Origin of the sequence: Janthinobacterium sp. LM6 (assembly GCF_002002885.1) — a bacterium.
GTDB lineage: Bacteria > Pseudomonadota > Gammaproteobacteria > Burkholderiales > Burkholderiaceae_D > Janthinobacterium > Janthinobacterium kumbetense.
Window position 1 is genome coordinate 3641328 of the sequence record NZ_CP019510.1, and the last position, 25564, is coordinate 3666891.

At 62.6% G+C, this 25564-nt stretch carries 25 protein-coding genes; 16 read left to right on the forward strand and 9 right to left on the reverse strand.

The genetic code is table 11. The annotated features are described in order from the left end of the window. Nucleotides 1-52: 52 nt before the first annotated feature. Nucleotides 53-994: a LysR family transcriptional regulator gene (locus tag BZG29_RS15950; RefSeq protein ID WP_077404765.1), complete on the reverse strand. Its 942-nt coding sequence runs from the start codon at nucleotides 992-994 to the stop codon at nucleotides 53-55. A gap of 111 nt (nucleotides 995-1105) precedes the next feature. Here BZG29_RS15950 and BZG29_RS15955 point away from each other — a divergent pair, with 111 nt between their 5' ends. The 3 genes from BZG29_RS15955 to BZG29_RS15965 all read left to right on the forward strand — a co-directional run bounded on the left by BZG29_RS15955 (nucleotide 1106) and on the right by BZG29_RS15965 (nucleotide 2849). Next, the gene (locus BZG29_RS15955; RefSeq protein WP_077404768.1) at nucleotides 1106-1399 is read left to right on the forward strand and encodes a DUF2798 domain-containing protein; all 294 of its coding nucleotides are present in this window, start codon (nucleotides 1106-1108) and stop codon (nucleotides 1397-1399) included. A 101-nt stretch (nucleotides 1400-1500) separates the two neighbouring features. Then, the gene (locus BZG29_RS15960) at nucleotides 1501-1899 is read left to right on the forward strand and encodes a VOC family protein (protein WP_077404771.1); all 399 of its coding nucleotides are present in this window, start codon (nucleotides 1501-1503) and stop codon (nucleotides 1897-1899) included. 101 nt (nucleotides 1900-2000) lie between these two features. Then, complete coding sequence (locus BZG29_RS15965) at nucleotides 2001-2849, forward strand: alpha/beta hydrolase (RefSeq protein ID WP_077404774.1); 849 nt, start codon at nucleotides 2001-2003, stop codon at nucleotides 2847-2849. An 84-nt stretch (nucleotides 2850-2933) separates the two neighbouring features. Here BZG29_RS15965 and BZG29_RS15970 read toward each other — a convergent pair whose 3' ends face one another. Then, complete coding sequence (locus BZG29_RS15970; RefSeq protein WP_077404777.1) at nucleotides 2934-5021, reverse strand: 3-hydroxyacyl-CoA dehydrogenase NAD-binding domain-containing protein; 2088 nt, start codon at nucleotides 5019-5021, stop codon at nucleotides 2934-2936. A gap of 618 nt (nucleotides 5022-5639) precedes the next feature. Between BZG29_RS15970 and BZG29_RS15975 the strand changes: the two genes are divergently transcribed. Genes BZG29_RS15975 through BZG29_RS15990 form a run of 4 tightly spaced genes read left to right on the forward strand, consistent with a single transcriptional unit; the run spans nucleotide 5640 to nucleotide 10511 of the window. Further along, entirely contained in the window at nucleotides 5640-7640 is a 2001-nt protein-coding gene (locus BZG29_RS15975; RefSeq protein WP_253192599.1) for a PAS domain-containing methyl-accepting chemotaxis protein, read from the forward strand. A 3-nt stretch (nucleotides 7641-7643) separates the two neighbouring features. Next, on the forward strand, nucleotides 7644-8468 hold the full coding sequence (locus BZG29_RS15980; protein ID WP_077404784.1) for a protein-glutamate O-methyltransferase CheR: 825 nt from the start codon (nucleotides 7644-7646) through the stop codon (nucleotides 8466-8468). Then, on the forward strand, nucleotides 8465-8998 hold the full coding sequence (locus tag BZG29_RS15985; protein ID WP_077404787.1) for a chemotaxis protein CheD: 534 nt from the start codon (nucleotides 8465-8467) through the stop codon (nucleotides 8996-8998). The genes BZG29_RS15980 and BZG29_RS15985 overlap by 4 nt, the downstream gene beginning before the upstream one ends. Continuing rightward, on the forward strand, nucleotides 8985-10511 hold the full coding sequence (locus BZG29_RS15990) for a chemotaxis protein CheW (RefSeq protein ID WP_253192600.1): 1527 nt from the start codon (nucleotides 8985-8987) through the stop codon (nucleotides 10509-10511). The genes BZG29_RS15985 and BZG29_RS15990 overlap by 14 nt, the downstream gene beginning before the upstream one ends. Before the next feature lie 6 nt (nucleotides 10512-10517). On the opposite strand, the gene BZG29_RS15995 is transcribed toward BZG29_RS15990, so the two are convergent. Next, a complete protein-coding gene (locus tag BZG29_RS15995; protein WP_077404790.1) occupies nucleotides 10518-12170 on the reverse strand; it encodes a 3-(methylthio)propionyl-CoA ligase in 1653 nt (550 codons plus the stop codon). Nucleotides 12171-12480: 310 nt separating this feature from the next. Between BZG29_RS15995 and BZG29_RS16000 the strand changes: the two genes are divergently transcribed. The 7 genes from BZG29_RS16000 to BZG29_RS16030 all read left to right on the forward strand — a co-directional run bounded on the left by BZG29_RS16000 (nucleotide 12481) and on the right by BZG29_RS16030 (nucleotide 17951). Then, the gene (locus tag BZG29_RS16000; protein WP_253192601.1) at nucleotides 12481-13875 is read left to right on the forward strand and encodes a protein adenylyltransferase SelO; all 1395 of its coding nucleotides are present in this window, start codon (nucleotides 12481-12483) and stop codon (nucleotides 13873-13875) included. A 9-nt stretch (nucleotides 13876-13884) separates the two neighbouring features. Then, nucleotides 13885-14286: a peptide-methionine (R)-S-oxide reductase MsrB gene (msrB, locus tag BZG29_RS16005; protein ID WP_034756083.1), complete on the forward strand. Its 402-nt coding sequence runs from the start codon at nucleotides 13885-13887 to the stop codon at nucleotides 14284-14286. Nucleotides 14287-14369: 83 nt separating this feature from the next. Further along, on the forward strand, nucleotides 14370-14999 hold the full coding sequence (locus BZG29_RS16010) for a septation protein A (RefSeq protein WP_046682773.1): 630 nt from the start codon (nucleotides 14370-14372) through the stop codon (nucleotides 14997-14999). Continuing rightward, entirely contained in the window at nucleotides 14999-15301 is a 303-nt protein-coding gene (locus BZG29_RS16015; RefSeq protein WP_077409134.1) for a BolA family transcriptional regulator, read from the forward strand. The genes BZG29_RS16010 and BZG29_RS16015 overlap by 1 nt, the downstream gene beginning before the upstream one ends. Nucleotides 15302-15413: 112 nt before the next feature. Continuing rightward, nucleotides 15414-16193, forward strand: coding sequence for a peptidyl-prolyl cis-trans isomerase (locus BZG29_RS16020; RefSeq protein ID WP_077404793.1), 780 nt, complete (start codon nucleotides 15414-15416; stop codon nucleotides 16191-16193). A gap of 110 nt (nucleotides 16194-16303) precedes the next feature. After that, on the forward strand, nucleotides 16304-17080 hold the full coding sequence (locus tag BZG29_RS16025) for a peptidylprolyl isomerase (RefSeq protein WP_034756072.1): 777 nt from the start codon (nucleotides 16304-16306) through the stop codon (nucleotides 17078-17080). Nucleotides 17081-17270: 190 nt separating this feature from the next. Next, nucleotides 17271-17951: a DNA alkylation repair protein gene (locus tag BZG29_RS16030; RefSeq protein ID WP_077404797.1), complete on the forward strand. Its 681-nt coding sequence runs from the start codon at nucleotides 17271-17273 to the stop codon at nucleotides 17949-17951. On the opposite strand, the gene BZG29_RS16035 is transcribed toward BZG29_RS16030, so the two are convergent. Beyond that, complete coding sequence (locus tag BZG29_RS16035) at nucleotides 17914-18606, reverse strand: TetR/AcrR family transcriptional regulator (RefSeq protein WP_077404800.1); 693 nt, start codon at nucleotides 18604-18606, stop codon at nucleotides 17914-17916. The genes BZG29_RS16030 and BZG29_RS16035 overlap by 38 nt on opposite strands. Before the next feature lie 106 nt (nucleotides 18607-18712). On the opposite strand from BZG29_RS16035, the gene BZG29_RS16040 reads away from it, so the two are divergent. After that, nucleotides 18713-19411 carry a hydrolase gene (locus BZG29_RS16040; RefSeq protein ID WP_077404803.1) on the forward strand — a complete coding sequence of 233 codons (699 nt, stop codon included), beginning with the start codon at nucleotides 18713-18715 and terminating at the stop codon, nucleotides 19409-19411. Nucleotides 19412-19417: 6 nt separating this feature from the next. On the opposite strand, the gene BZG29_RS28525 is transcribed toward BZG29_RS16040, so the two are convergent. After that, nucleotides 19418-20311 carry a GNAT family N-acetyltransferase gene (locus BZG29_RS28525; protein WP_077404806.1) on the reverse strand — a complete coding sequence of 298 codons (894 nt, stop codon included), beginning with the start codon at nucleotides 20309-20311 and terminating at the stop codon, nucleotides 19418-19420. Between the two features lie 165 nt (nucleotides 20312-20476). On the opposite strand from BZG29_RS28525, the gene BZG29_RS16050 reads away from it, so the two are divergent. Next, a complete protein-coding gene (locus BZG29_RS16050; protein WP_077404810.1) occupies nucleotides 20477-21358 on the forward strand; it encodes a neutral zinc metallopeptidase in 882 nt (293 codons plus the stop codon). Nucleotides 21359-21411: 53 nt separating this feature from the next. Here the strand turns inward: BZG29_RS16050 and BZG29_RS16055 are convergent, their stop codons facing one another. The 4 genes from BZG29_RS16055 to nadA form a co-directional block, all read right to left on the reverse strand. Continuing rightward, a complete protein-coding gene (locus tag BZG29_RS16055) occupies nucleotides 21412-22494 on the reverse strand; it encodes a TIGR03118 family protein (RefSeq protein WP_150130939.1) in 1083 nt (360 codons plus the stop codon). 115 nt (nucleotides 22495-22609) lie between these two features. Next, the gene (locus BZG29_RS16060) at nucleotides 22610-23368 is read right to left on the reverse strand and encodes a transporter substrate-binding domain-containing protein (RefSeq protein WP_077404813.1); all 759 of its coding nucleotides are present in this window, start codon (nucleotides 23366-23368) and stop codon (nucleotides 22610-22612) included. Continuing rightward, the gene (gene nadC, locus BZG29_RS16065; RefSeq protein ID WP_077404816.1) at nucleotides 23368-24234 is read right to left on the reverse strand and encodes a carboxylating nicotinate-nucleotide diphosphorylase; all 867 of its coding nucleotides are present in this window, start codon (nucleotides 24232-24234) and stop codon (nucleotides 23368-23370) included. The genes BZG29_RS16060 and nadC overlap by 1 nt, the downstream gene beginning before the upstream one ends. Then, complete coding sequence (gene nadA, locus BZG29_RS16070; protein WP_077404819.1) at nucleotides 24231-25364, reverse strand: quinolinate synthase NadA; 1134 nt, start codon at nucleotides 25362-25364, stop codon at nucleotides 24231-24233. The genes nadC and nadA overlap by 4 nt, the downstream gene beginning before the upstream one ends. Nucleotides 25365-25564: the final 200 nt, after the last annotated feature.

Genomic DNA, 25564 nt, shown 5'->3' on the forward strand with positions numbered 1-25564 from the left:
GCGGGCAGCTTTATCTTAACGCGATCTTGACGAAAAGTACAAGCGCTCGGTATTACTTATTGGAAAGGATACCCGGCACAACGCGCTGATCAGCGCCGGCCTCCCCGTTCAACAGCGGATTGCCGGCCGCAAACGCCGCCAGGTGCTCGAGCAGCACGCGCACGCGGGCCGGCAGGTAGCGCCGCTGCGTCCACACGGCGTACACGTGGCGCGGCTGCGGCATCCAGTCGGGCAGCACGCGCACCAGCGAACCACGCGCCACCTCCGTGCGGCACTGCAAAAGCGGACACAGCAGGATGCCGATGCCCGCGTCGGCCATTTCCACGGCCAGGCGCATCTCGTTCACGCGCAGGCGCGCCTGCGGTTCGATCAGCATTTCGGCGCCGTCGCCGGGTCGCCGCAAGCGCCAGGAGCGCAGCGGTTCTGCCACGATCAGCTCGTGCTTTTCCAGTTCCTGCAAGTCGCGCGGCACGCCGGCGCGCGCCAGGTAGGCGGGCGCGGCCACCATCACCAGCGAAGCGCTGCCCAGGCGGCGCTGCATCAGCGAGGAATCGTCGAGCGCGCCCACGCGGATGGCCAGGTCGGCGCCGCTGCCCACCAGGTCTTGCAGCAGGTTCGACAGTTCCAGCTCCAGGCGGATGTCCGGATACTTCTGCATGAAGCTGACCCAGGCAGGCGTCAGCAAGCCGCTGGCGAAGTTCACGGGTGCCAGCACGCGGATGCTGCCCGAGACGGCCGACAGGCTGGCATCGAGCTGCTGCGTCGCCTGCCGCAGGGCGTGTACGAGGGGACGGCACTGCTCGTAGTATTGCCAGCCTTCCGCCGTCGGCTGCAAGCGGCGCGCGCTGCGGTTGAGCAAGCGGTAGCCGAGCTGGCTTTCCAGCTTTTGCAGCCGGCGCGTGACGGTGGCGGCGGGCAAGTCTTCCTTGACGGCCGCCGCATGCAGGCTGCCCGCCTCGACAATGGAAACAAACAGGGCTAGGTCATCAAGCATGATTCGTCGAGCATGATTGCATTTTCGGAATTTGAAATTAAAAATATGGCTCTAGTATAGATTGCTGCAAGTTGTTACGCTGGCCTTTCCTTACCATTTTGAAAGTGTCCCATGTCCGAAGCCCTGCGTTTGCGTTGCGTATTTGCCTTCCTGATGTCGCTGGTCATGACCCTGCTGATGAGCGCCTGGGTCACCTGGCTCAATATCGGCCTGCAGGCGGACTTCCTGCCCCGCTGGCGCCACGCGTTCTTTGCCGCCTGGCCCGTGGCCTTCTGCGCCGTGATGCTGTTCGCGCCCCGCGTGCAAGTCATCAGCCGCCATATCGTCACCCGGCTGACGCGCCCGGCGCCAGCCTGCCCCGCCTGCGCAGCCGATGCGCCATGTGCGTGCGCCCGCCGCCCTTAACCAGCAGTCGGCCACCGGCAGTATCACTCGGTCACTCCCGCCCACGGCCGCCCTGATCCGGGCTATGCTATGGCCGTCCTTGTTTTTACTGCGGAGTGCCCATGCTCGACCACGTTTCCCTCACCGTCAGCGACCTGGAACGCGCCGAGCGTTTCTACGACGCCATCTTCGCCGCGCTCGGCGTGCCCAAGGTGGGCAGCGACCATGCCAATGCGTGGATAGGCTATGGCGAGCGCAGCGATGCCGAACACCCCGAACGCAGCTACTTTTCCGTGCGCCTCGGTCCCGCGCCCGACGACGCGCCGCGCCGCCATTGCTGCTTCAAGGCCCCCTCGCGCGCGGCCGTGGAAGCGTTCTGGCAGGCGGGCCTGGCGCAGGGCGGCATCGACCTGGGCGCGCCCGGCTTGCGCCACTATCACGCCAGCTATTACGCGGCCTTTTTGTTCGATCCGGACGGCAACCGCATCGAAGCCGTCTGCCACCGCGCCGACGCCGGCTGACAGGACGGGAAATCCCCTTCTGTTCGGCATTTCCACTTCCATATGGTTTTGCCTATAATGGCTGGCACGCCATACCGGGCAGTGAACCAAGAAGGAGCTTCATGCATCATCTATTCGTCGGCCGCCCCGCGCGCACCATGCTCCTCTCCAGCGCCGGCTTGCTGCTGGCAGGCTGTTTTTCCGGCTGCTCGCTGTTGCCATCGACCCCGGCCACGCCAGGCATTCCCGCCACGGCCGCCTTGCCCGACGCCAGCATCGCCTACACCTTGAGCGGCCAGGGCGGCTTGCCCGTCGTGTTCCAGTCGGCCATGGGCGATGGCAAGGACGTGTGGGCCAAGGTGGCGCCCGAAGTGGCCAGACAGCACCGCGTGCTCGTCTACGACCGTCCCGGCTACGGCGACAGCAAGAAAACCACCACGCCGCGCGACCCGTGCACCATCGCTGCCCAGCAGCGCGCCCTGCTGGCGCAGGCGGGCCTGAAACCGCCGTATGTGCTGGTCGGCCATGGCTTGGGCGGGCTGTACCAGTATGTGTATGCGAGGCTGTACCCGCAGGACGTGGCCGGCCTGGTCTTGCTCGATCCCACGCACCCGCAGCAATGGAACCGCCTGCAGACGGACGCGTCCACCTACGCCATGCTCGTCAAGACGCGGCGTAAACTCATGTTCAACAGTACGGAATCGGCCGAATTTGATGCCCAGACGCAATGCCTGCAGCACGTCGACATGGGCAGCCCGCTGCGCGTGCCCGCCATGCTGCTGGTGCGCGACAAGTTCGGCATCGAGGAAATGGGCTCGTTCGAGAACGTCGTGCGGGCCCAGGAAAAGGATTGGCAGCGCCTGTCCGGCGCGCCGGCCGTCGAGCGCATCACGGGCGCCGGCTACTACATTCAGAAGGACAACCCCGTCATCGTCAACGAAGCGGTCAAGATGGTGGCGAAGAAGAAATAATAAATATCGCTGGCATTTAACCCCAGCAGCAAAATCCGGGGTCGGACCCTCAGGGTCCGCCCCCGGTATCTGCCGTTGGGTTTCTTAGCTGTTGAAACCCTTGCCCTCGCCCGCCAGCTTCACCAGCAGCGGCGCCGGCGTCCACGCTTCGCCGTGGCGGCCCTTGGCATAGCTGGCTATCGTATCGAGCACGTTCGGCAAGCCGACCGTGTCCGCGTAGAACATCGGGCCGCCGCGGAACAGCGGGAAGCCGTAGCCCGTCAGATACACCATGTCGATGTCCGAGGCGCGCAGGGCGATGCCCTCTTCCAGGATGCGCGCGCCTTCGTTGACGAGCGCATACACGAGGCGTTCGACGATTTCCTGGTCGCCGATCTTGCGCCGCGCCACGCCGATGTCGGCGGAATGCTGGACTATCATGGCGTTGACCTGTTCCGACGCGTACGCCTTGCGGTCGCCCGGCTTGTAGTCGTACCAGCCGGCGCCCGTCTTCTGGCCATAACGCCCCAGTTCGCACAGCAGATCGGCCGTCTTCGAGTAGCTCACTTCCGGTTTTTCCACGTAGCGGCGCTTGCGGATGGCCCAGCCGATGTCGTTGCCGGCCAGGTCGCCCATGCGGAACGGGCCCATGGCGAAGCCGAATTTCTCGACCGCCTTGTCGACCTGCTCCGGCAGACAGCCTTCTTCCAGCAGGAAACCGGCTTGCCGGCTGTATTGCTCGATCATGCGGTTGCCGATGAAGCCGTCGCACACGCCCGAGACGATGCCCGTCTTCTTCAGCTTTTTCGACAGCGCCAGCGCCGTGGCCAGCACGTCCTTGCCCGTTTCCTTGCCACGCACGATTTCCAGCAGTTTCATCACATTTGCCGGGCTGAAGAAATGCGTGCCGATCACATCTTGCGGGCGCTGGGTGAACGCGGCGATCTTGTCCAGGTCCAGTGTCGACGTGTTCGAGGCGAGGATGGCGCCCGGCTTCATGACGGCATCGAGCTGTTTGAACACGGTTTCCTTGACGCCCAGTTCTTCGAAGACGGCTTCGATGACGATGTCCGCCTGCGCGATATCGGCATACGCCAACGTGCCGGAAACGAGCGCGATGCGCTGCTCGGCCTTGTCCTGCGTCAATTTGCCCTTCTTGACCGTGTTTTCATAATTCTTGCGGATGGTGGCCAGGCCCTTGTCCAGCGCTTCCTGTTTGGTTTCCAGCAGCATCACGGGAATGCCCGCGTTGGCGAAGTTCATGGCGATGCCGCCGCCCATGGTGCCGGCGCCGACAATCGCCGCGCTGGCGATGCTGCGCACGGGCGTATCGGCCGGCACGTCGGGCACCTTGCTGGCCACCCGCTCGGCAAAGAAGGCGTGGCGCAGGGCTTTCGATTCGGGCGACTGCACCAGCTGCATGAACAGTTCGCGCTCGTACTTCAAGCCCTCGTCGAATTTCATCGTCACGGCGGCCGCCACGGCATCGACGCATTTGAGCGGTGCGGGGAACGGGCCGGACATGGCTTTGACCGTATTGCGCGAAAACTGCAGGAACGCTTCGTGGTTCGGGTAATCGACCTTGCGCTCGCGCACTTTCGGCAGCGGGCGCACATCGCCCACTTTCGTGGCGAAGGCCACGGCGGCGGCCAGCAAGTCCGCGCCGGGCGCGATGACTTCGTCGAACAGGGCCGTGCCGGCCAGTTTTTCCGACGCCACGGGCGTGCCCGAGACGATCATGTTCAAGGCCATTTCCAGGCCCAGCACGCGCGGCAGGCGCTGCGTGCCGCCCGCGCCCGGCAAGATGCCGAGTTTGACTTCCGGCAAGGCCATCTGCGCGCCAGGCGCGGCCACGCGGTAGTTGCAACCGAGCGCCAGCTCCAGGCCGCCGCCCATGCAGACGCTGTGGATGGCCGCCACCACAGGCTTGGTCGATTGCTCGACGACATTGATCAGGGTGTGCAGCGTTGGTTCCGTGAGCGCCTTGGGCGAATTGAATTCCTTAATATCGGCGCCGCCGGAGAATGCCTTGCCGGCGCCCGTGATGACGATAGCTTTGACGGACTCGTCTGCCAGCGCCTGGCGGATGCCGGCCACGGCGGCCGTGCGCGTCGCCAGGCCCAGGCCGTTGACGGGCGGGTTGGCCAGGGTAATGACGGCAACGGCGCCGTTCACTTGATATTCAGCACTCATGTCTCTTCCTTATTGATTTTTGCTCAGCGATGAGGTGGTTGCAAGGGATGAAGCTTCACTATACCGCATAAAAGAACGCTCGTATTATTTTTGTCGTGCGCGCGCAGGCGCCAGCATGGTACGCCATGGTACAACATCGTTTGCGGAAAGATTCTGCTGCATGCAGCAAGCTTCAGTAGAAGCTATCACTTGGATATTCATTTAAATAATAAAAACACAATAATAATAACGCCGTTTTATTATGTAAGGAAATGCGTTTGTTATATGCCGGCATGGGCCAATTGCGACAGTTTTGACATTATTTATTCCCGCCCCTTGTTTTTCACCGGATGCTGGGGAATAATAAAATTGTTGATTCAAATCAATACTCTACAATTTATCTACAATAAGGCACACCGCAGGGAAAACACTGGCGGCCGTTCATCGCGCACATTCTCACCGATTATCACCGGATGCCGACCGCTGCAATAACATCGCTGTCTTATATGGATAGCAGAAAAAATAATAACAGCAGCCTATCGCTCCCATTCCTCTTCTCATACCGAAGGACATACTATGGACGCAGCCAGCCATGTCAGCCACTCCCAGGATCTGGACTTACAAGCGATAAATACTGCATTGAACCGTGTCCAGGCCGTCATCGAATTCGAACTCGACGGCACCATCCTGCATGCGAACGACAATTTCCTGCGCGTCGTCGGCTATACCCTGGCCGAAGTGCAAGGCAAGCACCATGCCATTTTCTGCGACCCCGAGTATGTGAAAACGGCCGAATACGCCGACTTCTGGGCCAGACTCGGACGCGGCGAGTTCGACCAGGGCGAATACAAGCGCCGCGCCAGGGATGGGCGCGAAGTGTGGATCAACGCGTCCTACAACCCCATCCTCGACGCGGACGGCAAGCCGTATAAAGTCATCAAGTTTGCCACCGACATCACGGCCAGCAAGCGCCGCAACGCCGATTACGAAGGCAAGATCGAGGCCATCAGCAAGGCCCAGGCCGTGATCGAGTTCCGGCTCGACGGCACCATCCTCGACGCCAACGACAATTTCCTCAAGTCCGTCGGCTACACGCTCGACGAGATCAAGGGCAAGCATCACCGCATGTTTTGCCTGCCCGACTACGCCAACAGCGACGACTATGCGCAGTTCTGGCAGAAGCTGGGGCAAGGCCAGTTCGACGCGGGCGAATACAAGCGCGTCACCAAGGACGGCCGCGAAATCTGGCTCAATGCCTCGTACAACCCCATTTTCGATACGGAAGGCCGGCCCTTCAAGGTAGTCAAGTTCGCCAGCGACGTCACGGCCCTGAAAAAGCACAACGCCGAATACGAAGGCAAGGTCAGCGCCATCGGCAAGGCGCAGGCCGTGATCGAATTCGACATGCAGGGCAATGTGCTGGACGCGAACGACAATTTCCTCGCCGTCATGGACTATGACTTGAGCGATATCAAGGGCGAGCACCACCGCATGTTCTGCGAGCCCGAGTATGCGAGCAGCGCCGAGTACAAGAAATTCTGGCAAAAGCTCAACCGCGGCGAATTCGACGCGGGCCGCTACAAGCGCCTGGGCAACCATGGCAAGGTGGTGTGGATACAGGCCACCTACAACCCCATCCTCGACCTCAACGGCAAGCCGTATAAGGTGGTCAAGTTCGCCATCGACATCAGCGAACAGGTGAACCTGGAAAACAGCATCCAGTCCAAGGCCGCCAACGACAGCCGCAAGGTCAATGCCCTGCTCGAGTCGGTGGCGCGCGCGGCGCAAGGCGACCTGACCTGCAATATCGTGCCCGAGGGCGACGAGCCGATCGACCTGCTGGCCGGCGGCATCAGCAAGATGATCGTCGACTTGCGCGGCGTGATCGGCAACGTGGTGTCGGCGGCGAACGGCTTTGCCGACGCCTCGCACGCGATCGCCGAACGGGCCACGGGCGTGGCCGTGGGCACGCAGGCGCTGGGCGCCACGGTGGAAGAAATGAACGCCTCCATCGACGGCCTGACCTTTTCCATCAATTCCATCGCAGAAAACACCTCGAACGCCGATTACCTGGCGAAAGCCACGCAGCAGGAAGCGGAAGCGGGCGCGCGCGCCGTCGCCAAGTCGATCGAGGCGATGGACTTGATCAACCGCTCGTCGGAAGACATCGGCGAAATCGTCAAGGTGATCAGCGAAATCGCCAACCAGACGAACATGCTGGCCTTCAACGCGGCCATCGAGGCGGCGCGCGCGGGCGAGCACGGCCTGGGCTTTTCCGTCGTCGCCGACGAGGTGCGCAAGCTGGCCGAGCGCTCCTCGCAGGCGACCAAGGAAATTTCCAAGCTGATCAACGAATCCGTCAAGCGCGTCTCGACGGGCAGCGAAATCTCTCGCCAGGCCAGCGACGCCTTCGACAAGATCGTCTCGGGCGTGGCGAAGACCACCCTGGCCATCTCGGATATCTCGAAGGCGGCCAACGAGCAGCTGCTGACGGCGCGCGAAGTGTCGACGGCGATCCAGTACATTGCCGAGGAAACGGAAAAGTCGGCCGCCAACTGCGACAGCATCGCCCGCTCGACGGATGGCTTGAACGAGCGCGCGGGCAGCCTGAACCAGACTGTCTCCGGCTTCGTGGTGTAGGCCATGAGCCACGCGGCCACCTTGACGCCCGAGGTGCTGACGACCCTGATCGCGCTGGTGCGCCAGCATACGGGCATCGCCATGACGGCGCGCAAGAGCGTCTTGCTGGAACGGCGCTTGCAGCCACGGCTGCAGGCGCTGTCCCTGCACAGCTACCAGGCTTACCTGGACCGCGTGGCCAGCGACCGCGACGAGGTGGCCCATTTCATCGACCTGGTGACCACCAACGACACCCTGTTCTTCCGCACGCCGTCCATCTGGGATTATTTCCGCGACCGCTATCTGCCCGCCTGGGCCCGCGCGCATCCGGACGGCTGCCTCGCCATCTGGTCGGCGGCCGCCGCCAGCGGCGAAGAACTGTATTCGATCGCCATGCTGTGCGAGCAATTCAGGCTGCAGGCGCCCGCCTTCCGCTACCAGATCCTGGCCAGCGACATTTCGCAGCAGATCCTCGGTGCGGCGCAGGCCGGCCAGTACAGCGGCCGCTCCGTCGAGCGCATCCGATTGTCGCATCCGGACTTGCTGCGCAAATATTTCACGCCCGCGCCGTACGGCGTCAAGGTCAACGAGGAATTGCGCCAGCACGTCAGCTTTGCCCAGCATAATTTGCTGGAAGCGCTGCGCCCGGCCCAGCGCTTCGACCTGGTCTTCCTGCGCAATGTGCTGATTTATTTCGACGCCGAGCACCAGGAAACCGTGCTGCGCCAGGCGCGCCTGAGCCTGAAGGACGAGGGCCGGCTGATCCTGGGCGAGTCGGAAACCATCGCCCGCCTCGGCACCGGCTATCAATTCGAGTTTCCCATGATTTATAAGGCGGGTAGCGCATGAGCATCATCATCGAGCATAAGCTGCCGCTGCAACATGTTGGCATGGGGCAACTTAGCGTGGGCACGCACGGCGAGCAGCTGCAAGCCTTGCTCGGCTCCTGCATCGGCATCGGCTTCATCTGGAAGAATGGCCCGTGCTGCGGCCTGGCCCACTGCCTGCTGCCGGAAGCGCCCGGTACCGACGGCGCCCTTGGCACCCCGAATGCACGCTATGTGAGCCAGGCCGTGCCCTCGCTGCTGCGCCTGATGGGCGTGCGCCAGGCCGATTACGCCGATATCGAAGTGGTGCTGGCGGGCGGCGCCAGCATGTTCGGCCCGCGCAACGGGCGCTTGCAAGTGGGCCGGCAAAACGCGGAAGCGGCGCAAAAATACCTGGACCAGTGCGGCTTGCACGTCAGTTTTTGCGCGCTGGGCGGCCGCCACGGGCGCCAGTTGCTGATCGATTGTGCCAAGCACAGCTATGCCGTCACCGATGTGGTGACGCAACCCGAATTGATTCCACGCAAGGAAGGCGCATATGGATATGCATGAAGCAACGGGCTTGCAAGCGCAGGGGGCCAGCGACACGGCCACCGAACTGTTCGGCTCCTTCCACCTGGGCGACGACGAATTCGCCCTGCCCGCCAGCTGCATCCGCGAGGTGGTCAACTATCCCGCCAAAGTCACCGCCCTGCCCCTGGCGCCCGCGTACCTGGAAGGCATGTTCACCTTGCGCGGCAGCGTCATTCCGGTGGTCAACCTGGGCCGGCTGTTCCGCGCCGACGCGCCGCGCGCCGTGGCCACGGACAAGATCGCCATCCTCGATTTCCAGCAAGTGCTGATCGGCATCGTCTTTCAGGATACGGGCGAAATCCTGCGCGTGCCCGCCAGCGCCCGCAGCGCCTTGCAATATGCGGCCGGCGACAGCCACGCCGTCATCGCCGGCACGATCCTGCAGGACGGCGGCGCGCGCCTGCTGCAGGTACTCGACCCGCACGCGCTGCTGCGCATCGAAAACGTGCCCCATGTGCTGGCCCTGCAGGCGACGGGCGCCAGGCTGAGCACGGCCCGCTACCATGCGCAAAGCGAACGCCGCCAGTGCGTCAGCTTCCATGCGGCGGGCGCCACGTTTGCCTTTGAAATGCTGGCCATCCAGGAAATCATCCGCGTGCCGGAGCTGCACAGTTCCCTGCTGAACAGCGAACTGTGCCTGGGGCGCATGCATTTTCGCGGCAACCAGGTGGCCGTCGTCGATTTCGGCGCCCTGCTGCAGGCGCCCCGCTCCGCCACGGCGACGACGGGCGACCAGCGCATCATCGTCGTGCGCCTCGATGACACGACCGTGGGCTTCCTCGTCGATTCCGTCGACAGCATCGTGCATTTCTTTGGCGACGAAGTGCTGCCGATACCCCTGCTGAGCAAGGCGCGCGCCGCCATGTTTGCCGGCTGCATCACGAAAGAAGGCCTGGGCGACATCATTTTCCTGGATCACAAGGAAATTCTGTCGCAGGCGGAGATCGTCGAAATGCGCGACGGCCACGCGCGCCTGTACCCGGCCGACACCGACGCGAGCACCGCCGCCACGCGCAAGGCGCAGCGCCGCGTCTACATCACATTTACGGTGGAAACCCGCTTCGCCGTGGAAATCGGGCAAGTGCGCGAAATCATCGATTTTAGCGGCGCCATCACCACGCCGCCGGGCATGCCGGCCTGCATGCGCGGCATGCTGAACCTGCGCCAGCAAATGATCAGCATCATCGACTTGCGCCAGCTGTACGCGATGCCGGCCTTGCCGGACGCCGGCGCGGGCAAGATTCTGATCGTGGAACGGGGCGCCGAGCGCTACGGTTTTCTCGTCGACCATGTCGATAACATCATGACGATTTCCGACAGCCAGCGCTTTGCGGCGCCGCAAATCATCCGCACGGGGGAGCATGACGACCTGCGCAGCGAAATGGATGAAATGATCGATATCGGCACGGAGGCGCAGCGCCAGACCCTGTCCGTCTTCCAGTGCGATCATTTGCTGGAAAAGCTGGGGTCGGCGCTGCCGCAGGCGGCCTAGGCTGGTTTACATGCCCGGCAACTGGTGCCCCTTGAATTGCTCGCGCAGCTTGTTTTTCTGGATCTTGCCCGTGGCGCCCATGGGCAAGGCGTCGATGAACAGCACGTCGTCCGGCGTCCACCACTTGGCGATCTTGCCTTCGAAGAACTGCAGCAAGGCGTCGCGCGTGACATCCATGCCGGGGCGCAGCACCACCACCAGCACGGGGCGCTCGTCCCATTTCGGGTGGAACACGCCGATGCAGGCCGCCTGCAGCACGGCCGGGTGCGCCATGGCCAGGTTTTCCAGGTCGATGGTGCCGATCCACTCGCCGCCGGACTTGATCACGTCCTTGCTGCGGTCAGTGATCTGCATGTAGCCGTCCGCGTCGATGGTGGCCACGTCGCCCGTGGGGAACCAGCCATCCTGCAGCGCGTCGCCGCCCTCGTTCTTGTAGTACGAGGAAATGATCCACGGCCCTTTCACCAGCAGATGGCCGTAGGCCACGCCATCCCACGGCAATTCCTTGCCGTCGTCGTCGACGATCTTCATGTCCACGCCGTAGATCGCATGGCCCTGCTTTTGCAGGATCTTGCGCTGCTCTTCCTTCGGCAAGTCCAGGTGCTTGGTCTGCAAGCCGCCGGCCGTGCCCAGCGGCGACATTTCCGTCATGCCCCAGGCGTGGATGACCTCGATGTCGAACTTGTCGATCAGGGTATCCATCATGGCGGGCGGGCACGCGGCGCCGCCGATCACCGTGCGGCGGAAGGTGGAAAACTGCAAGTTATTCTGCAAGGCGTGATTGAGCAAACCCAGCCAGACGGTGGGCACGCCGGCCGAGAACGTCACTTTTTCCGCCTCGAACAATTCATACAGCGATTTGCCATCGAGCGCCGCGCCGGGAAACACCATGCGCGCGCCGGACAGGGGCACGGAATACGGCAAGCCCCAGGCATTCACGTGGAACATGGGCACGACGGGCAGCACGGTGTCCGAGGCGCGCACATTGAGGGCGCTGGGCATGGCCGACGCGTACGCGTGCAGCACGGTCGAGCGGTGCGAATACAGGGCGCCCTTGGGGTTGCCCGTCGTGCCCGACGTGTAGCACAGCGTGGCGGCCGCATTTTCATCGAACAGGGGCCAGGCGTAATCGTCGGAATGCGTGGCGATCAAGTCTTCATAGCACAGCAGGTCGGGGATGGTGCTGCTGGCGGGCATGCGGTCGCGGTCGCACATCAGCACGAAATGGCGCACGAAGGTGCAGTCGGCGGCGATTTTCTCCACCACGGGCAGGAAGGTCAGGTCGAACAGCAAGACCTGGTCTTCGGCATGGTTCGAGATGTAGGCGATCTGGTCGGGGAACAGGCGCGGATTGATGGTGTGCAGCACGGCGCCCGAGCCGGACACGGCATAATAGGCTTCCAGGTGGCGGTAGCCATTCCAGGCCAGGGTGGCGACCCGGTCGCCCATGCCGACGCCGAGGCCATGCAAGGCGTTCGCCAGGCGGCGCGCGCGCTGGTGGCAATCGCGGTAGGTGTAGCGGTGCATATCGCCCTCCACCCGCCGCGAAATGATTTCGCTGCCTCCATAATGACGCGCTGCAAACTCGATAATGCTGGAAATCAGCAGGGGCTGATTCATCATCTGGCCCATCACTGGACTCAAGGGAAATGCCGACATCGTGTCTCCTGGTTTGGATACTCGGTTATTGTTGGAATTTAAAGATTTTCCTTAGTTTCGTACGGTCGTGCGGAAATCGTCAACGCATTTCGATATTGCATTGCAACATGGAATTTTCGATTCCGTTTTTTGCCGCATTGGCCCCCATTTCCGCGCCCGCCACGCAGCTTGGCGCCGTGCGGTAAAATCGTCTTCCAGGCTGGCGCACCTTGCCGGTCCCTCTTATCTGACTGGAATTGCCATCACCGCTCATACCTTACCACTGGATAACGCCTTTGCGGCCTTGCCGCCCGCGTTCTATACGCGCTTGATGCCCACGCCCCTGCCCGCCCCGTATTTCGTGGCCGCCAGCGCGCCGGCCGCCAGCCTGGTCGGCCTCGATGCCGCGCGCCTGGCCGGGCCCGATTACGTGGAGCTGCTGAGCGGCAATACGGTTGCCGAGCGCTCGATTCCCCTGTCGGCCGTGTATTCGGGCCACCAGTTCGGCGTCTGGGCCGGCCAGCTGGGCGACGGCCGCGCCATCTTGCTGGGCGATATCGCCACCGAACACGGCCCGATGGAACTGCAGCTGAAAGGCGCCGGTGCCACGCCGTATTCGCGCATGGGCGACGGGCGCGCCGTGCTGCGCTCGTCCATCCGCGAATTCCTGTGCTCGGAAGCCATGGCGGCGCTGGGCATTCCCACCTCGCGCGCGCTGTCCATCATGGGTTCGCAGCAAGGCATCATGCGCGAAACGGTCGAGACTGCCGCCGTCGTGACGCGCATGGCGCCCACTTTCGTGCGCTTCGGCTCGTTCGAACACTGGTTTTACCGCAAGAAGCCGGACGAGCTGAAAATCCTTGCCGATTACGTCATCGACGGTTTTTATCCCCATTTGCGCGCCGCATCAAATCCATATCAAGCCTTGCTGGCCGAAGTGTGCGTGCGCACGGCGCACATGATTGCGCACTGGCAAGCCGTGGGCTTCATGCATGGCGTCATGAACACGGACAATATGTCCATCCTGGGCTTGACGCTCGATTACGGCCCCTTCGGCTTCATGGAAGCGTTTGACGCCGAGCACATCTGCAACCATACGGACCAGCAGGGCCGCTACTCGTATGCCAACCAGCCGCAGGTGGGCCATTGGAACTGCTATGCGCTGGGCCAGGCCCTGTTGCCCTTGATCGGCGAAGTGGAACTGGCGCAGGCGGCGCTGGACGGCTACCAACCGGCCTTTGCGGACAAGATGAATAGCTTGCTGCGCGCCAAGCTGGGTTTGCGCACGGTGCAGGACGACGATACGGCGCTGTTCGACAGCATGTTTGCACTGATGCAAGCCAATCACGTGGATTTCACCAACTTCTTCCGCGCGCTGGCGACCTTGCAGGTGGCCGCCCCCGAACACGACACGATGCTGCGCGACATGTTCATCGACCGCCCCGCCTTCGATGCGTGGGCGGAAACCTACCGTGCGCGCCTGCGGCAGGAAAACAGTATCGATGCCGAGCGCAGTGCCGCCATGAACCAGGTCAACCCGAAATACGTGCTGCGCAACTACCTGGCGCAAGTGGCCATCGAGAAAGCCCAGCAGCAGGACTACACGGAAGTGGCGACATTGCTGGAAATATTGCAAAAGCCATTTGACGAACAGCCCGAACACCAGCACTATGCGGCCCTGCCGCCCGACTGGGCCAGCCACCTTGAAGTCAGCTGCTCATCCTAAGGAGTCCTTATGACCACGAATAAAGTCAAGAAAACCGACGCCGAATGGCGCGCCATGCTCGACTCGATGCAATACGAAGTCACGCGCCACGCGGCCACGGAACGCGCGTTCACGGGCAAGTTCTGGGACCACCACGAACACGGTGTCTACACCTGCGTCTGCTGCAACACGCCACTATTTGCCTCGGACACGAAATTCGACTCCGGCTGCGGCTGGCCCAGCTATTTCCAGGCGCTCGACCCGGCGAATGTCACGGAAATCGTCGACCGCAGCCACGGCATGGTGCGCACGGAAATCGTCTGCGCCGTCTGCGACGCCCACCTGGGCCACGTCTTCCCGGACGGCCCGCCGCCCACCGGATTGCGCTATTGCATCAACTCGGCCTCCTTGCGCTTCGATCCGCAGCCGTGAGACACAGAATCGCCTGGGAGCAACTCGGTTGCTCCTAAGCCATTCCTAAGATGATTTTAATAAGACCAGTGTAAAGTCTCGCCATGAAATTTCTATTCGACCTCTTCCCCCTGATCGCCTTCTTCGCCGCCTTCAAACTGGGCGGCATGTATGAAGCGGCCACGCACGATTTCGTGCAGCAATATTTGTCCGGCTTCGTGTCTGGCGGCCTGATCAAGGCCGACCAGGCGCCGTGGATACTTGCCACCCTCGTCGGCATCGTCGCCACGGCTTGCCAGGTCAGCTATCTGCTGTTGCGCGGGCGCAAGGTGGACGGCATGCTGTGGCTGTCGCTGTTCATCTTTGTCGTGTTCGGCGGCGCCAGCATCTACCTGCATGACGACTTCTTCCTGAAATGGAAGCCGACCCTGATCTACTGGCTGTCCGGCCTGGCCCTCTTGATTGCCCACGTGGGCTTCAAGAAAAACCTGATCCGCAAGACCATGGAAGCGCAAGTGCAATTGCCCGATGCCGTCTGGAACCAGCTGCTGGCCGCATGGATCATTTTCTTTGGCGCCATCGGCGCGCTGAACCTGTTCGTCGCCTTCGTGCTGTACAAGGGCGACATGGCCGCCTGGGTCAGTTTTAAAGCGTTCGGCGCGACGGGCATTTTCTTTGCCTTTATCGTGGCGCAAACCCTGTTCCTGGCAAAACATATCAAGGAAGACGCATGATGAGCACCACCAGCACCGAAAACACCGCGCCGGAAACGCGCATGCAGCGCATCCGTACCCGCCTGGAAACGGCACTTTCCCCTCTGGAGTGCGTGCTGGAAGACGACTCGGCGCGCCACCGGGGCCATGCGGGCGCCGCCTCGGGCGGAGGCCATTACAATCTACGCATTATTTCTAGTCATTTTGAGGGGCTCAGGCTCGTCATGCGCCATCGACTGGTGTATGATTCCGTGCACGATATGATGCATAATGAGATACATGCATTGGCGATTGTGGCATTGGCGCCGTCCGAGGTAGCATAAGGATGGCGTTTTTGGCGTACCCGGATCACTTGGGTATGCCGTTGCTTCTGGCGCCATGCCTGGATTTCTTTCCATGCGTTTTTTACGAAACTTTCCCTAACAGGATTTAATAATGACTTTTAAGCCAGCCCGCTTGCTGATCGCACTACTTGCCGTTGTCGCGGTACCTGTTTTTGCGCAAAATGTTGCCGTTGTTAATGGCAAGCCTATCCCATCGTCGCGCGTTGATGCAGTCGTCAAGCAAGTCGTCGCCCAAGGCCAGCAACCGGATTCGCCGCAACTGCGCGAAATGATCAAGAAGGACTTGATCGGCCGTGAAGTGCTGATGCAAGAAGCGGAAAACAAAGGTTTCGGTAAAGATGCAGCAGTCAAGCAGCAAATCGAGAACGCGCGCCAGGCCATCGTCATCAACGCCCTGGTCGGCGACTACCTGAAAAAGAACCCGGTCAACGACGCTGAAATCAAGGCCGAATACGACCGTTTCGTGGCCCAGACCGGCGACAAGGAATACCATGTGCGCCACATCCTGGTGGCTACCGAAGCGGAAGCGAAAGACATCATCGCCAAGCTGAAAGGCGGCGCCAAGTTCGAAGACCTGGCCAAGCAATCGAAAGATGCCGGTTCGGCCGACAACGGCGGCGACCTGGACTGGGCAGCACCATCGTCCTTCCCGAAAGTCTTCTCCGACGCCTTCGTGAAACTGCAAAAAGGCCAGGTCACCGACACCCCGGTGCAAACGCCTAACGGTTTCCACGTGATCAAGCTGGACGACACCCGCGCGGCAAAACTGCCGACCCTGGAAGAAGTCAAGCCACAGATCGCCGAAGCGCTGCAGCAAAAGAAACTGCAAGCGTATCAGGAAGAAATGATCAAAAAAGCGAAAGTTCAGTAAGAACTGACCTCCCCGGCGCCCTTTTCGGCGCCGGTCGTGTATTCTGCGCCTGAATGCGTACTGCACGGCAGTCGCGCGTATCGATTTTTAGTATATTTTTAGGAATGAACATGATTTTGAAGCCAGCCCGCCTGATCTTAGCCCTGGTCGCCGTTGTAGCGATCCCTGCGTTCGCGCAAAACGTGGCCACCGTGAACGGCAAGGCCATCCCTTCGTCGCGCGTCGACCAGGTCGTCAAGCAAGTCGTCGCCCAAGGCAAGCAAGCCGATTCGCCGCAATTGCGCGAAGCCATCAAGAAAGACCTGATCGGCCGTGAAGTGCTGATCCAGGAAGCCGACAAGCAAGGCTACGGCACGCGTCCGGAAGTCAAGTCGCAGATCGACAATGCCCGTCAAAGCATCATCATCAACGCCCTGCTGGCCGACTACGTCAAGAAAAACCCTGTCAAGGACGCTGAAATCAAGGCCGAGTACGACAAGTTCAAGGCACAAGCGGGCGACAAGGAATACCATGCGCGCCACATCCTGGTGGCCACCGAAGCGGAAGCGAAAGACATCATCGCCAAGCTGAAAGGCGGCGCCAAATTCGAAGAACTGGCGAAAGTGTCGAAAGACGGTTCCGCAGCCAATGGCGGCGACCTGGACTGGGCTAGCCCGGCTTCGTACGTGAAGCCATTCTCCGACGCCATGGTGGCCCTGAAACCAGGCCAGGTCACGCAAACGCCGGTGCAATCGCAATTCGGCTTCCACGTGATCAAGCTGGAAGAAACCCGTCCGACGAAGTTGCCGGCACTGGAAGAAGTCAAGGGCCAGGTGGCCGAGTCGCTGCAACAGAAGAAACTCGCCGCCTACCGCGACGAACTGATGAAAAAAGCCAAAATCCAATAAAAACGCCTGATATAAGCTACTGCGCGTCGCGCTTTGCGGCCTGCGATGCTCACCGCCTCGGCGGCCCCGTACTTTCGTACGGTTGCGCTTCTCGGCCACAAATCGCTGCCGCTCGCTACGCTTCTATCAGTCGTTTGGCTAGCTGGACAAGAGCGCTCTTCGGAGCGCTTTTTTTACGCCTGGAGATGCCATGAATCTACATGAAGAATTAAAAATCGCGCTGGAAGCGGTTGCCGAACCGGGCCGTGCGGGGCCCATGCAGGCCTACATGCGCGACCAGTTCGTTTTCCTGGGCGTAGCAGCGCCGCAGCGGCGGCTGGCCGCCAGGGGCTTGCTGGCGGACTTGCAAGGCATCGGTGCCGATGCCTTGCTGGAACACGCGCAACTGCTGTGGCAACAGCCGGAACGCGAATACCAGCACGTGGCGCTCGACATGCTGGCCCTGCACCGGCGCCAGCTGGGCATCGAACACCTCCCCGCCCTGCTCAGCCTGGCGCGCCAGCGCGCATGGTGGGACAGCGTGGACGGCATGGCGGGCATCGCGGGCGACGTGCTGCAGGCGGAACGGCAGCGCGGCGGCGACGGCCATGCGCACATGGAGGGCGCCTTGCGCCATGACGACTTCTGGCTGCGCCGCATCGCCATGCTGCACCAGCTGGGCTGGCGCGCCGACACGGACGCCGCCTGGCTGTTCGACGCGGCACTGGCGCTGGCCCACGAAGACGAGTTTTTCATCCGCAAGGCCATCGGCTGGGCCTTGCGCGATTACGCGCGCCACGCGCCCGAGGCCGTGACGGCGTTTGCCGACGCGCACCGCCAGCAACTATCGCCGCTCAGTTACCGCGAAGCGTTGAAGCACCAGCCACGCTGAAGGCCGAGCCGCCCAGCAGGCGCAGTGCGGCATCGATGCGCGGCGCGGCATCCCAGGCCGGCGCGGGCGCCAGCAAGCCCAGCGCCATCTGCCGCAGCGGTTCGGCAATCACCATGGCCAGCAGCAAGCCGGCCATTTCGTGGCCATCGCGCCCATCCCGCCCATCCTGCAGCGCCAGATGGCCGCGCGCGGCCTGGCGCTGCAGCCAGTCGGCCAGCAGGGCCGTGCCCCGCTCGATGCCATTGCGCTGATACACGGCAAGCAAATCCGCGCGGGCGGGAAACTCCGTGCACAGCAGGCGGAACAGCCCGACGGCGTCCGCCGTCAGCACGCGCGCCGCCATCGCCTGCAAGATCTCTTTTAACAGCGGCAACACCTCGCCAGGCCCGGCCGCATCGTGCGCCATGGCCGGCAGGAAAGCATCCGTCCAGCCGCGCACCACCAGGGCAACCAGTTCCTCGCGGTTGGCCGCGTATTGATACAGCGATTTCTTTGCCATGCCCGCATGGCGCGCCACCGCTTCCATGGTTGTGGCCGCATAGCCTTCGTGCAGCAGCAGCCAGGTGGCCGCCTGCACGGCCGCCTCGCGCGCTTCCTCGGGCGGCCGTGCCGGACGGCCCCGTCCGCGCAAGGCCTTGCTCTCTTCTTCCTGCATGCCAGCTCCAAGCTTGATCGATGAGCAATTTTACACTGAAACATATTTAGGAAACGCAATGCGTTTCTTTAATATATAATTGGCTCACCCAACAAAGGAGAACGACATGACGCAGCATATTGAATTCCCATGGAGCATTACCAGCACGGGCGACTTGCTCGACCCATTTCCCCTGCACCTGGAGACGGGCGTCACGCGCCTGGAAAACGGTTGCCTGCTGGTGGCGGCGCGCACGGAACTGCACGGCTGCAGCGGGCGCATGCTGGACTGGTGGTTTACGTTTTTCGAGACGACGCAGCACATCAAATGGTGGCACCCGCACGATCACGTGGCCCATCATGGCTGGAACAGCGCGTGGAAAAAGGGAGAAAGTTACTACGGCGCCTCGATCGAGGCAGTGGAATCGCTGGGCGACATTCCGCCCGTGAAAGCCAAGCTGAAGTTTCATGATCCGAAGGACGTATTTGATACGGCGCAACTGCAGCAGGCCAGGGACAGCGGCGCCCTGTCGGCCGCCGTCTGCGCGCGCATCGGCTTCGGCGACCACGTGGTGCTCGATCCGCAGGGCGACCCGCTCGATGGCGAAATGCTGCACCTGACGCGCGACACCCCCACGGGCTGCGTGCTGCGCAGCCGCTTCTTGCTTGGCCGCAATAGCCTGAACCCCGTGCGCGACGTGCCCGACGTGCTGGGCCTGAACTTGCTGCGCCATTGCTACAGCGAATTTACCTACCTGTCGCGCTTCTTGCCATCACTGTATTACGGCGAGCACGCCAACGGGGAAAAGGCGCCGCTGCCCTGGTAGGCTGCCTTACAGCCGCTTGTGCATGCGCGCCAGCGGCAGTTTGATGCCATCAGGCAAGTCCAAATAAAAATCTTCAGTCACGGCAAAGCCGCTGGCCAGGTACAGCGGCACGCCGGGCAAGGTGGCGGCCAGTTCCAGGGCAGCAAAACCGGCGGCCAGCGCCTGGCGTTCGCAATGGCGCATCAGCATGCTGCCCAGCCCCTGGCGGGCGGCGCCTGGCTCCACAAAGAAGGCGCGGATGCGGCCCGGCTGGCTGGCCGGATCGAGCAGCGGGTCCGGGCCGCTCTTGGCGCGGTCGGCGCCATACAGGGTGGCGCGCCGGCTCCAGCCGCCGCAAGCCAGCACGGCGCCCTCCCGTTCAATGACGAAATATGTCCGATCGGCAACGAGCTGCGTATCGACGCCGAACACGTGGCGCGTCACGGACTCGGCCTGTTCCCGCGTATAAAATCCCGCGCTCAACGCCACGCCGGAACGGGCGATCAGCGCGTTCATGGCAGGCACGTCGGCCGGCAGCGCCACGCGCAAGCTGCTCAAAGCGCCAAGGCTGAACCAGGCGCGGCTGATGCGTCCCTGCTCCACTTCATACGTCGCCACCAGTTCCTGCGCCGACACGCCATCGTCCGTGTCGCCATGGACGATTTCATGGTCGATCACCAGCTTGCCGCAGGCGATGCGGTTGAGCAACTGCGCCTGCGGTTTGCTGGCGGCGAAGCGGGCCGTGAAACGGGGGCCGATTTGCCCGCCGCCCGTGGCCAGCAAGGTATCGGGATGCTGGAATTGCTGTGCGTCATCGGCGTAGATGGCCAGCAAGGCATCCACGTCGTGTGCGTTGTAGGCGTCCAGTTGGGCCTGGACCACCGCGACGGGAGAAATGCGTGTATCGTTGGCAAGCGCCATGCGTGTACCTGTTGTGATGTGGGTGGAAAGTTGCAAAGCGTAACACTGTCGCTCCTGTCGCGGCGCAGTTTGCTGCGATAATTATAAGACTCGTCATAAGATTCGTCGCCAGACGCATCTTGCGGCGTCACCAATCAATCGCAAATCGCAGCAGGAGTAGATATCATGAAATGGGAAGGCAATCGCGAAAGCGACAATGTGGAAGACCGCCGTGGCGAAGACGGCGGCGGCGGCGGCTTCGGTTTTGGCGGGCGCTCGATCGGCATCGGCACCATCGTCATCGCCCTCATCGGCTCGTATGTGCTGGGCGTCAATCCCTTGACCTTGCTCAACCTGCTCAGCGGCGGTGGCGGCCAGATCAGCACCCAGCAAAGCCAGTCGCCCGCGCGCCAGCCGCCCGAGTCGGACGAGATGGCCCGCTTCGTGAAAACCGTGCTGGCCGATACGGAAGATACGTGGGGCGCCCTGTTCAAGGCCGAAGGCGGCAGCTATGTGAAACCCAAGCTGGTGCTGTTTTCCGGCAGCACGCCGACGGCTTGCGGCACGGGCCAGAGCGCCAGCGGGCCTTTCTATTGCCCCGGCGACCAGAAAGTCTACCTGGACCTCGATTTCTTCAACCTGATGCAGCAGCGCTTCAAGGTCTCGGGCGAATTTGCCGAGGCCTACGTGATCGCGCATGAGGTGGGCCACCACGTGCAAAACCTGATGGGCTTGTCCGAGAAGGTCGACAATGCCCGCCGCACGCAGTCGGAGCGCCAGGCCAACGCCATGTCCGTGCGCCTGGAATTGCAGGCCGACTGCTTTGCCGGCGTGTGGGCGTATCACGCGAACGCCGACCGCAAGATCCTGGAACAGGGCGACGTGGAAGCGGCCCTGAAAGCGGCCACGGCCATCGGCGACGATGCACTGCAGCGCCAGTCGCAAGGCCATGTCGTGCCCGATTCGTTTACGCACGGCACCTCGGAGCAGCGCGTGCGCTGGTTCAGCAAGGGCATCGAGAGCGGCCAGATTTCCCAGTGCAACACCTTCGAGGCGCGCCAGCTGTAGGCCCTTGCCGGCCGGTTGCAGGCGCACTGAACACGGCGCGCCTGCCCGTGCCACTACTTCAAGTCGATGCGCCCATATTGTCCATGCGCCTCGTCAGCCGGCCCGGCCGCATAGAACAGGGTATTGACGGGCTGGCTGTTGAGGCCATTGCCGAAGGCGATGCCCCACAAGCCATCGATCACCAGCGGCGTGCCGTCGGGCTTGAGCAGCGGCCCGCCAGCCTTGCCCGTGGCGCTGTCATAGGCGTTGATCCTGCCATCGCCAAAATTCCCGATTAACAGCATATTGCTGGCAGAGCCGAAGTCGGCCGGCGCCAGCGCCATGCCCCAAGGCGCATTCAAGGCCCCGCCGCTCACCAGCCGCTTGATCAGCGTGCCGCCGGTGTCGTACACATTGACGATGCCCAGGCCCGCGCCCGCCTCCTCGTCGTCGCCGCTGGCTTCGCGCATGGCATAGGCGACATAGATGCGCTCGCCGATGGCCTGGATGCCGAACGGCGCATAGCCGGCCGGCAAGCCTGGATCGCTGAACGCGCCAGGCCAGCTGGCCCTGGCGAAACTGGCATCGAAGACGTCGACGCGCCCGTTATGAAAATCGGCCGCATACAGGTAGTTGGCGCCCGCACGGGCGGCAATCGCCAGGCCCTTGTAGACGCTGCTGCCGGCGCTGCCGTCATACACGACCAGGGCCGTGACGGGGCTGACCGTGGGCGACCAGGCCGAGATGCTGCCGCTTTCGCTGGCGAAGATGAAGGGGCTGGGCGCCGTCACGCCATTCTGGCTCAGCTTGAAATCCTGCGTGCCGTTAAACACGATGCCGGTCGGCCCTGCCGGCGTGCTGACCACCAGCGATTGCGGCACGCCGTTGCCATCGTACAAGGTCGACTTCGCCGTGCCATTCGCCGCCACCCAGACGAAGCCGCGCGGATTGAACGCCACGCCCCAGGCATTGACGAGGTTAGGATCCGTGTGCGCGGCCGGCAGCGCGGCCGTATCGGACACGAGGCTGGTCGCCGCATATGCGTTCAGGGCCGGCGGCTTGTGATGGTGGTGGCCGCCGCCGCAGGCAAACAGCACGCTGGCCAGCGCGGCGGCGAGACAGGCACAAACAATCTGCCTGGTGGTATGCGTTTTCATGGCGTTCCCCTTCTGCGTGATGGGCAGAGTTGCGCTGCCTGCTATCAGGGTATAAGCGGACCGTGCCGGACGCTTGAGCCGCGTCAAGCGCAGCGCAGATAGGGCCTGCGCCCCGTCAGGGCACGCCGACGTCGTAGCGTTTGCCCAGCTTTTTCAGTTCGCCCGTCTCGATCAGGCTATTCAATTCCTGGTCGAATTGCAGGCGCAGCTTGTCGAAGGCGGGCGAGCGGGGAAAGGCAAAATAGCCATTCTGCACTTCTATGACTTTGGGCAAGGGTTTCACCTGGCGCCCATAGCCGAGGCGGGCGATCACGGGATCGGTATTGCGGCGGTTGCTGACGAAGACGTCGACGTGGTTGTGCACCAGCATCTTCAAGCCGTTTTCCACGTTATTCGCCACGCTGACCTGCAAGCCGGGCCGCACGCGCTCCCAGTCCGCGCCATACGCCCAGCCATTAAGCAGCACCACCCGGCGGTTCTTCAGCGCCGCGTAATCGCCGTCCCAGCCGAAGCTGGCGTCCTGGCGCGTGTAAAAGACCATCTGGTCCTGGTAAAACGGCTTGTCGGAAAACGCCATGCTGGCGATACGCTCGGGCGTCTTGTAGGGGCCGATCAGGATATCGGCCTGGCCCTGCACCAGCATGGCTTGCGCGCGCGCCCACGGCACCATGCGAAAACGCACGGTATTGCCCGTGCGCGCCGCCATCAGGCGCAGCAGTTCCGCGCCCAGGCCGCCATATTCGCCACTGTTTTGATACTCGAAGACGCGCTCGAACTGCGCGCCCACGGCCAGCAGCTCGCGCGCCTGCAGCGGCGCGGCAAATGCCGGCCACAGCAGCGCCAAGGCCAGCAGGCGCCGCCCCGCTCCGCTCATCAGCCGACGATGCGCAAGGAGTAATCGGTGGCCTGCACATCCTTGGTCAGGCTGCCGATCGAAATGCGGTCCACGCCCGTTTCGGCAATCGCGCGCACGGTGTCGAAGTTGACGCCGCCCGACGCTTCCAGCAAGGCGCGGCCGTTGGTAAGGGCCACGGCCTCGCGCATCATGTCATTGCTGAAGTTATCGAGCAAGACGGAGACGGCGCCCGCGTCCAGCGCTTCCTGCAATTGCGCCAGGGTTTCCACCTCGATCTGCACGGGCACGCCCGCGTCGAGGTTGCGCGCGTTTTCCAGCGCCTGGCTGACGCCGCCCGCGGCCGCGATATGGTTTTCCTTGATCAGGATGCCGTCATACAGGGCCAGGCGCTGGTTCTTGCCGCCGCCCACGCGCACCGCATACTTTTGCGCCAGGCGCAGGCCGGGCAAGGTCTTGCGCGTGTCCAGAATGGACGCCTTGGTGCCGGCGACCACGTCGACATACCGGCGCGTGGCCGTGGCCACGGCCGACAGCAACTGCAGGAAATTGAGGGCGCTGCGCTCGGCCGTGAGCAAGGCGCGCGCCGGCGCTTGAATCGTGCACACGACGCTGTCGGCCGTCATCATGTCGCCTTCGGCGTAATGCCAGACGATGTCGATGCTGCGGTCCAGGCTTTTCATGATGCCTTCGAACCACGGCGCGCCGCACAGCACGGCCGCTTCGCGCACGATGACGCGGGCCGTGACGATGTGGTCGGGCGGCACCAGTTCGCCCGTCAGATCGCACTGGCCCACGTCTTCCAGCAAGGCGGCCAGCAAATTGCCTTCGAATGCGCGCGCCAGGGCGGGATCGAAAGGGGCGAAAGAATTAACGAGGGTACTCATGCTGGACCGATTCCTTGGAACAATTTAGTTTCTTTTGCCAGGTCCGCGCCCGGCTGCAAGCCTGCCTTCTTGGCGGCGGCGAAGTCGAGCATGCGCTTGATCGAGCGCACGGCCAGCTGGCCGACGGCAGGATCGACGTGGATTTCGTTGTGCATGTTTTCCAGCGTCTGCGCCAGGTTCAGCAAGCCGTTCATGGCCATCCACGGGCAGTGCGCGCAGCTTTTGCAGGTGGCGCTGTTGCCGGCCGTGGGCGCTTCGATGAAACGTTTTCCTGGCGCGGCCGCGCGCATCTTGTGCAGGATGCCGTTGTCGGTGGCGACAATGAAGGTGTCCGTGTCCATGGTTTGCGCTGCCGCAATCATTTGCGACGTGGAACCGACCATGTCGGCCAGCGCCACCACGTTGGCGGGCGACTCCGGATGCACGAGCACCTTGGCTTGCGGATACTCTTCCTTGAGCAAATCGAGTTCGATGCCCTTGAATTCGTCGTGCACGAGGCAGCTGCCCTGCCACAGCAGCATGTCGGCGCCCGTTTCCTTCTGGATATACGACCCCAGGTGCTTGTCGGGTGCCCACAGGATTTTCTTGCCCTGCGCATGCAAATGGGCAACGATGTCGAGGCCGATGGACGACGTCACCATCCAGTCCGCGCGCGCTTTGACCGCTGCACTGGTGTTGGCGTAGACGACGACGGTGCGGTCCGGATGGGCGTCGCAAAAGGCCGTGAATTCATCCACCGGGCAGCCCAGGTCGAGCGAACAGGTCGCGTCGAGGTCGGGCATCAATACCGTTTTCTCGGGACTGAGGATTTTCGCCGTTTCGCCCATGAAGCGCACGCCGGCCACGACCAGGGTCTTGGCCGGATGGTCGCGCCCGAAGCGGGCCATTTCCAGGGAATCGGAGACGCAGCCGCCCGTGGCTTCCGCCAGGTCTTGCAGGTCAGCATCAACGTAGTAGTGGGCAACGAGCACGGCTTCGCGCTCGATCAGCAAGCGCTTGATGCGCGTGATCAGTTCGGCTTTTTCAGCCGGGGAAGGCGTCGCTGGCGTGCGTGCCCAGGCGTGGGCAGTGCAGCTGGCTCCGTCTTGTGGATGTTCGTACTCGACGGATTTGATGGCTAAAGTTTGCATGGCTGTGTCAAACAAAAACGGGATAGACCGGCACGATTGCAATAAAGCAGGTGCGCCGGAACGAAAGGACCGCGGCGCGTCGGTGTGGTGATACCAGAGTACACCACCAGCTTTCCAAACGCCTGATAAAACCGTAGCGAGCGGCAGCGATTTATGGCCGAGAAGCACAACCGTGCTGAAGCACGGTGAGCATCACAGGC

Bases quoted from the DNA above. Each gene is read 5' to 3' on its own strand.
- BZG29_RS16000 (WP_253192601.1), top strand. From the start codon at position 12,481: ATGCCCACGCCCCTGCCCGCCCCGTATTTCGTGGCCGCCAGCGCGCCG.
- BZG29_RS15950 (WP_077404765.1), bottom strand. From the start codon at position 994: ATGCTTGATGACCTAGCCCTGTTTGTTTCCATTGTCGAGGCGGGCAGC.
- BZG29_RS16025 (WP_034756072.1), top strand. From the start codon at position 16,304: ATGATTTTGAAGCCAGCCCGCCTGATCTTAGCCCTGGTCGCCGTTGTA.
- nadA (WP_077404819.1), bottom strand. From the start codon at position 25,364: ATGCAAACTTTAGCCATCAAATCCGTCGAGTACGAACATCCACAAGAC.
- BZG29_RS16030 (WP_077404797.1), top strand. From the start codon at position 17,271: ATGAATCTACATGAAGAATTAAAAATCGCGCTGGAAGCGGTTGCCGAA.
- msrB (WP_034756083.1), top strand. From the start codon at position 13,885: ATGACCACGAATAAAGTCAAGAAAACCGACGCCGAATGGCGCGCCATG.
- BZG29_RS15985 (WP_077404787.1), top strand. From the start codon at position 8,465: ATGAGCATCATCATCGAGCATAAGCTGCCGCTGCAACATGTTGGCATG.
- BZG29_RS15990 (WP_253192600.1), top strand. From the start codon at position 8,985: ATGGATATGCATGAAGCAACGGGCTTGCAAGCGCAGGGGGCCAGCGAC.
- BZG29_RS15995 (WP_077404790.1), bottom strand. From the start codon at position 12,170: ATGTCGGCATTTCCCTTGAGTCCAGTGATGGGCCAGATGATGAATCAG.
- BZG29_RS15955 (WP_077404768.1), top strand. From the start codon at position 1,106: ATGTCCGAAGCCCTGCGTTTGCGTTGCGTATTTGCCTTCCTGATGTCG.
- BZG29_RS15965 (WP_077404774.1), top strand. From the start codon at position 2,001: ATGCATCATCTATTCGTCGGCCGCCCCGCGCGCACCATGCTCCTCTCC.
- BZG29_RS16040 (WP_077404803.1), top strand. From the start codon at position 18,713: ATGACGCAGCATATTGAATTCCCATGGAGCATTACCAGCACGGGCGAC.
- BZG29_RS15960 (WP_077404771.1), top strand. From the start codon at position 1,501: ATGCTCGACCACGTTTCCCTCACCGTCAGCGACCTGGAACGCGCCGAG.
- BZG29_RS16055 (WP_150130939.1), bottom strand. From the start codon at position 22,494: ATGAAAACGCATACCACCAGGCAGATTGTTTGTGCCTGTCTCGCCGCC.
- BZG29_RS16050 (WP_077404810.1), top strand. From the start codon at position 20,477: ATGAAATGGGAAGGCAATCGCGAAAGCGACAATGTGGAAGACCGCCGT.
- BZG29_RS28525 (WP_077404806.1), bottom strand. From the start codon at position 20,311: ATGGCGCTTGCCAACGATACACGCATTTCTCCCGTCGCGGTGGTCCAG.
- BZG29_RS15980 (WP_077404784.1), top strand. From the start codon at position 7,644: ATGAGCCACGCGGCCACCTTGACGCCCGAGGTGCTGACGACCCTGATC.
- BZG29_RS16060 (WP_077404813.1), bottom strand. From the start codon at position 23,368: ATGAGCGGAGCGGGGCGGCGCCTGCTGGCCTTGGCGCTGCTGTGGCCG.
- BZG29_RS16010 (WP_046682773.1), top strand. From the start codon at position 14,370: ATGAAATTTCTATTCGACCTCTTCCCCCTGATCGCCTTCTTCGCCGCC.
- nadC (WP_077404816.1), bottom strand. From the start codon at position 24,234: ATGAGTACCCTCGTTAATTCTTTCGCCCCTTTCGATCCCGCCCTGGCG.
- BZG29_RS16035 (WP_077404800.1), bottom strand. From the start codon at position 18,606: ATGCAGGAAGAAGAGAGCAAGGCCTTGCGCGGACGGGGCCGTCCGGCA.
- BZG29_RS15970 (WP_077404777.1), bottom strand. From the start codon at position 5,021: ATGAGTGCTGAATATCAAGTGAACGGCGCCGTTGCCGTCATTACCCTG.
- BZG29_RS16020 (WP_077404793.1), top strand. From the start codon at position 15,414: ATGACTTTTAAGCCAGCCCGCTTGCTGATCGCACTACTTGCCGTTGTC.
- BZG29_RS16015 (WP_077409134.1), top strand. From the start codon at position 14,999: ATGAGCACCACCAGCACCGAAAACACCGCGCCGGAAACGCGCATGCAG.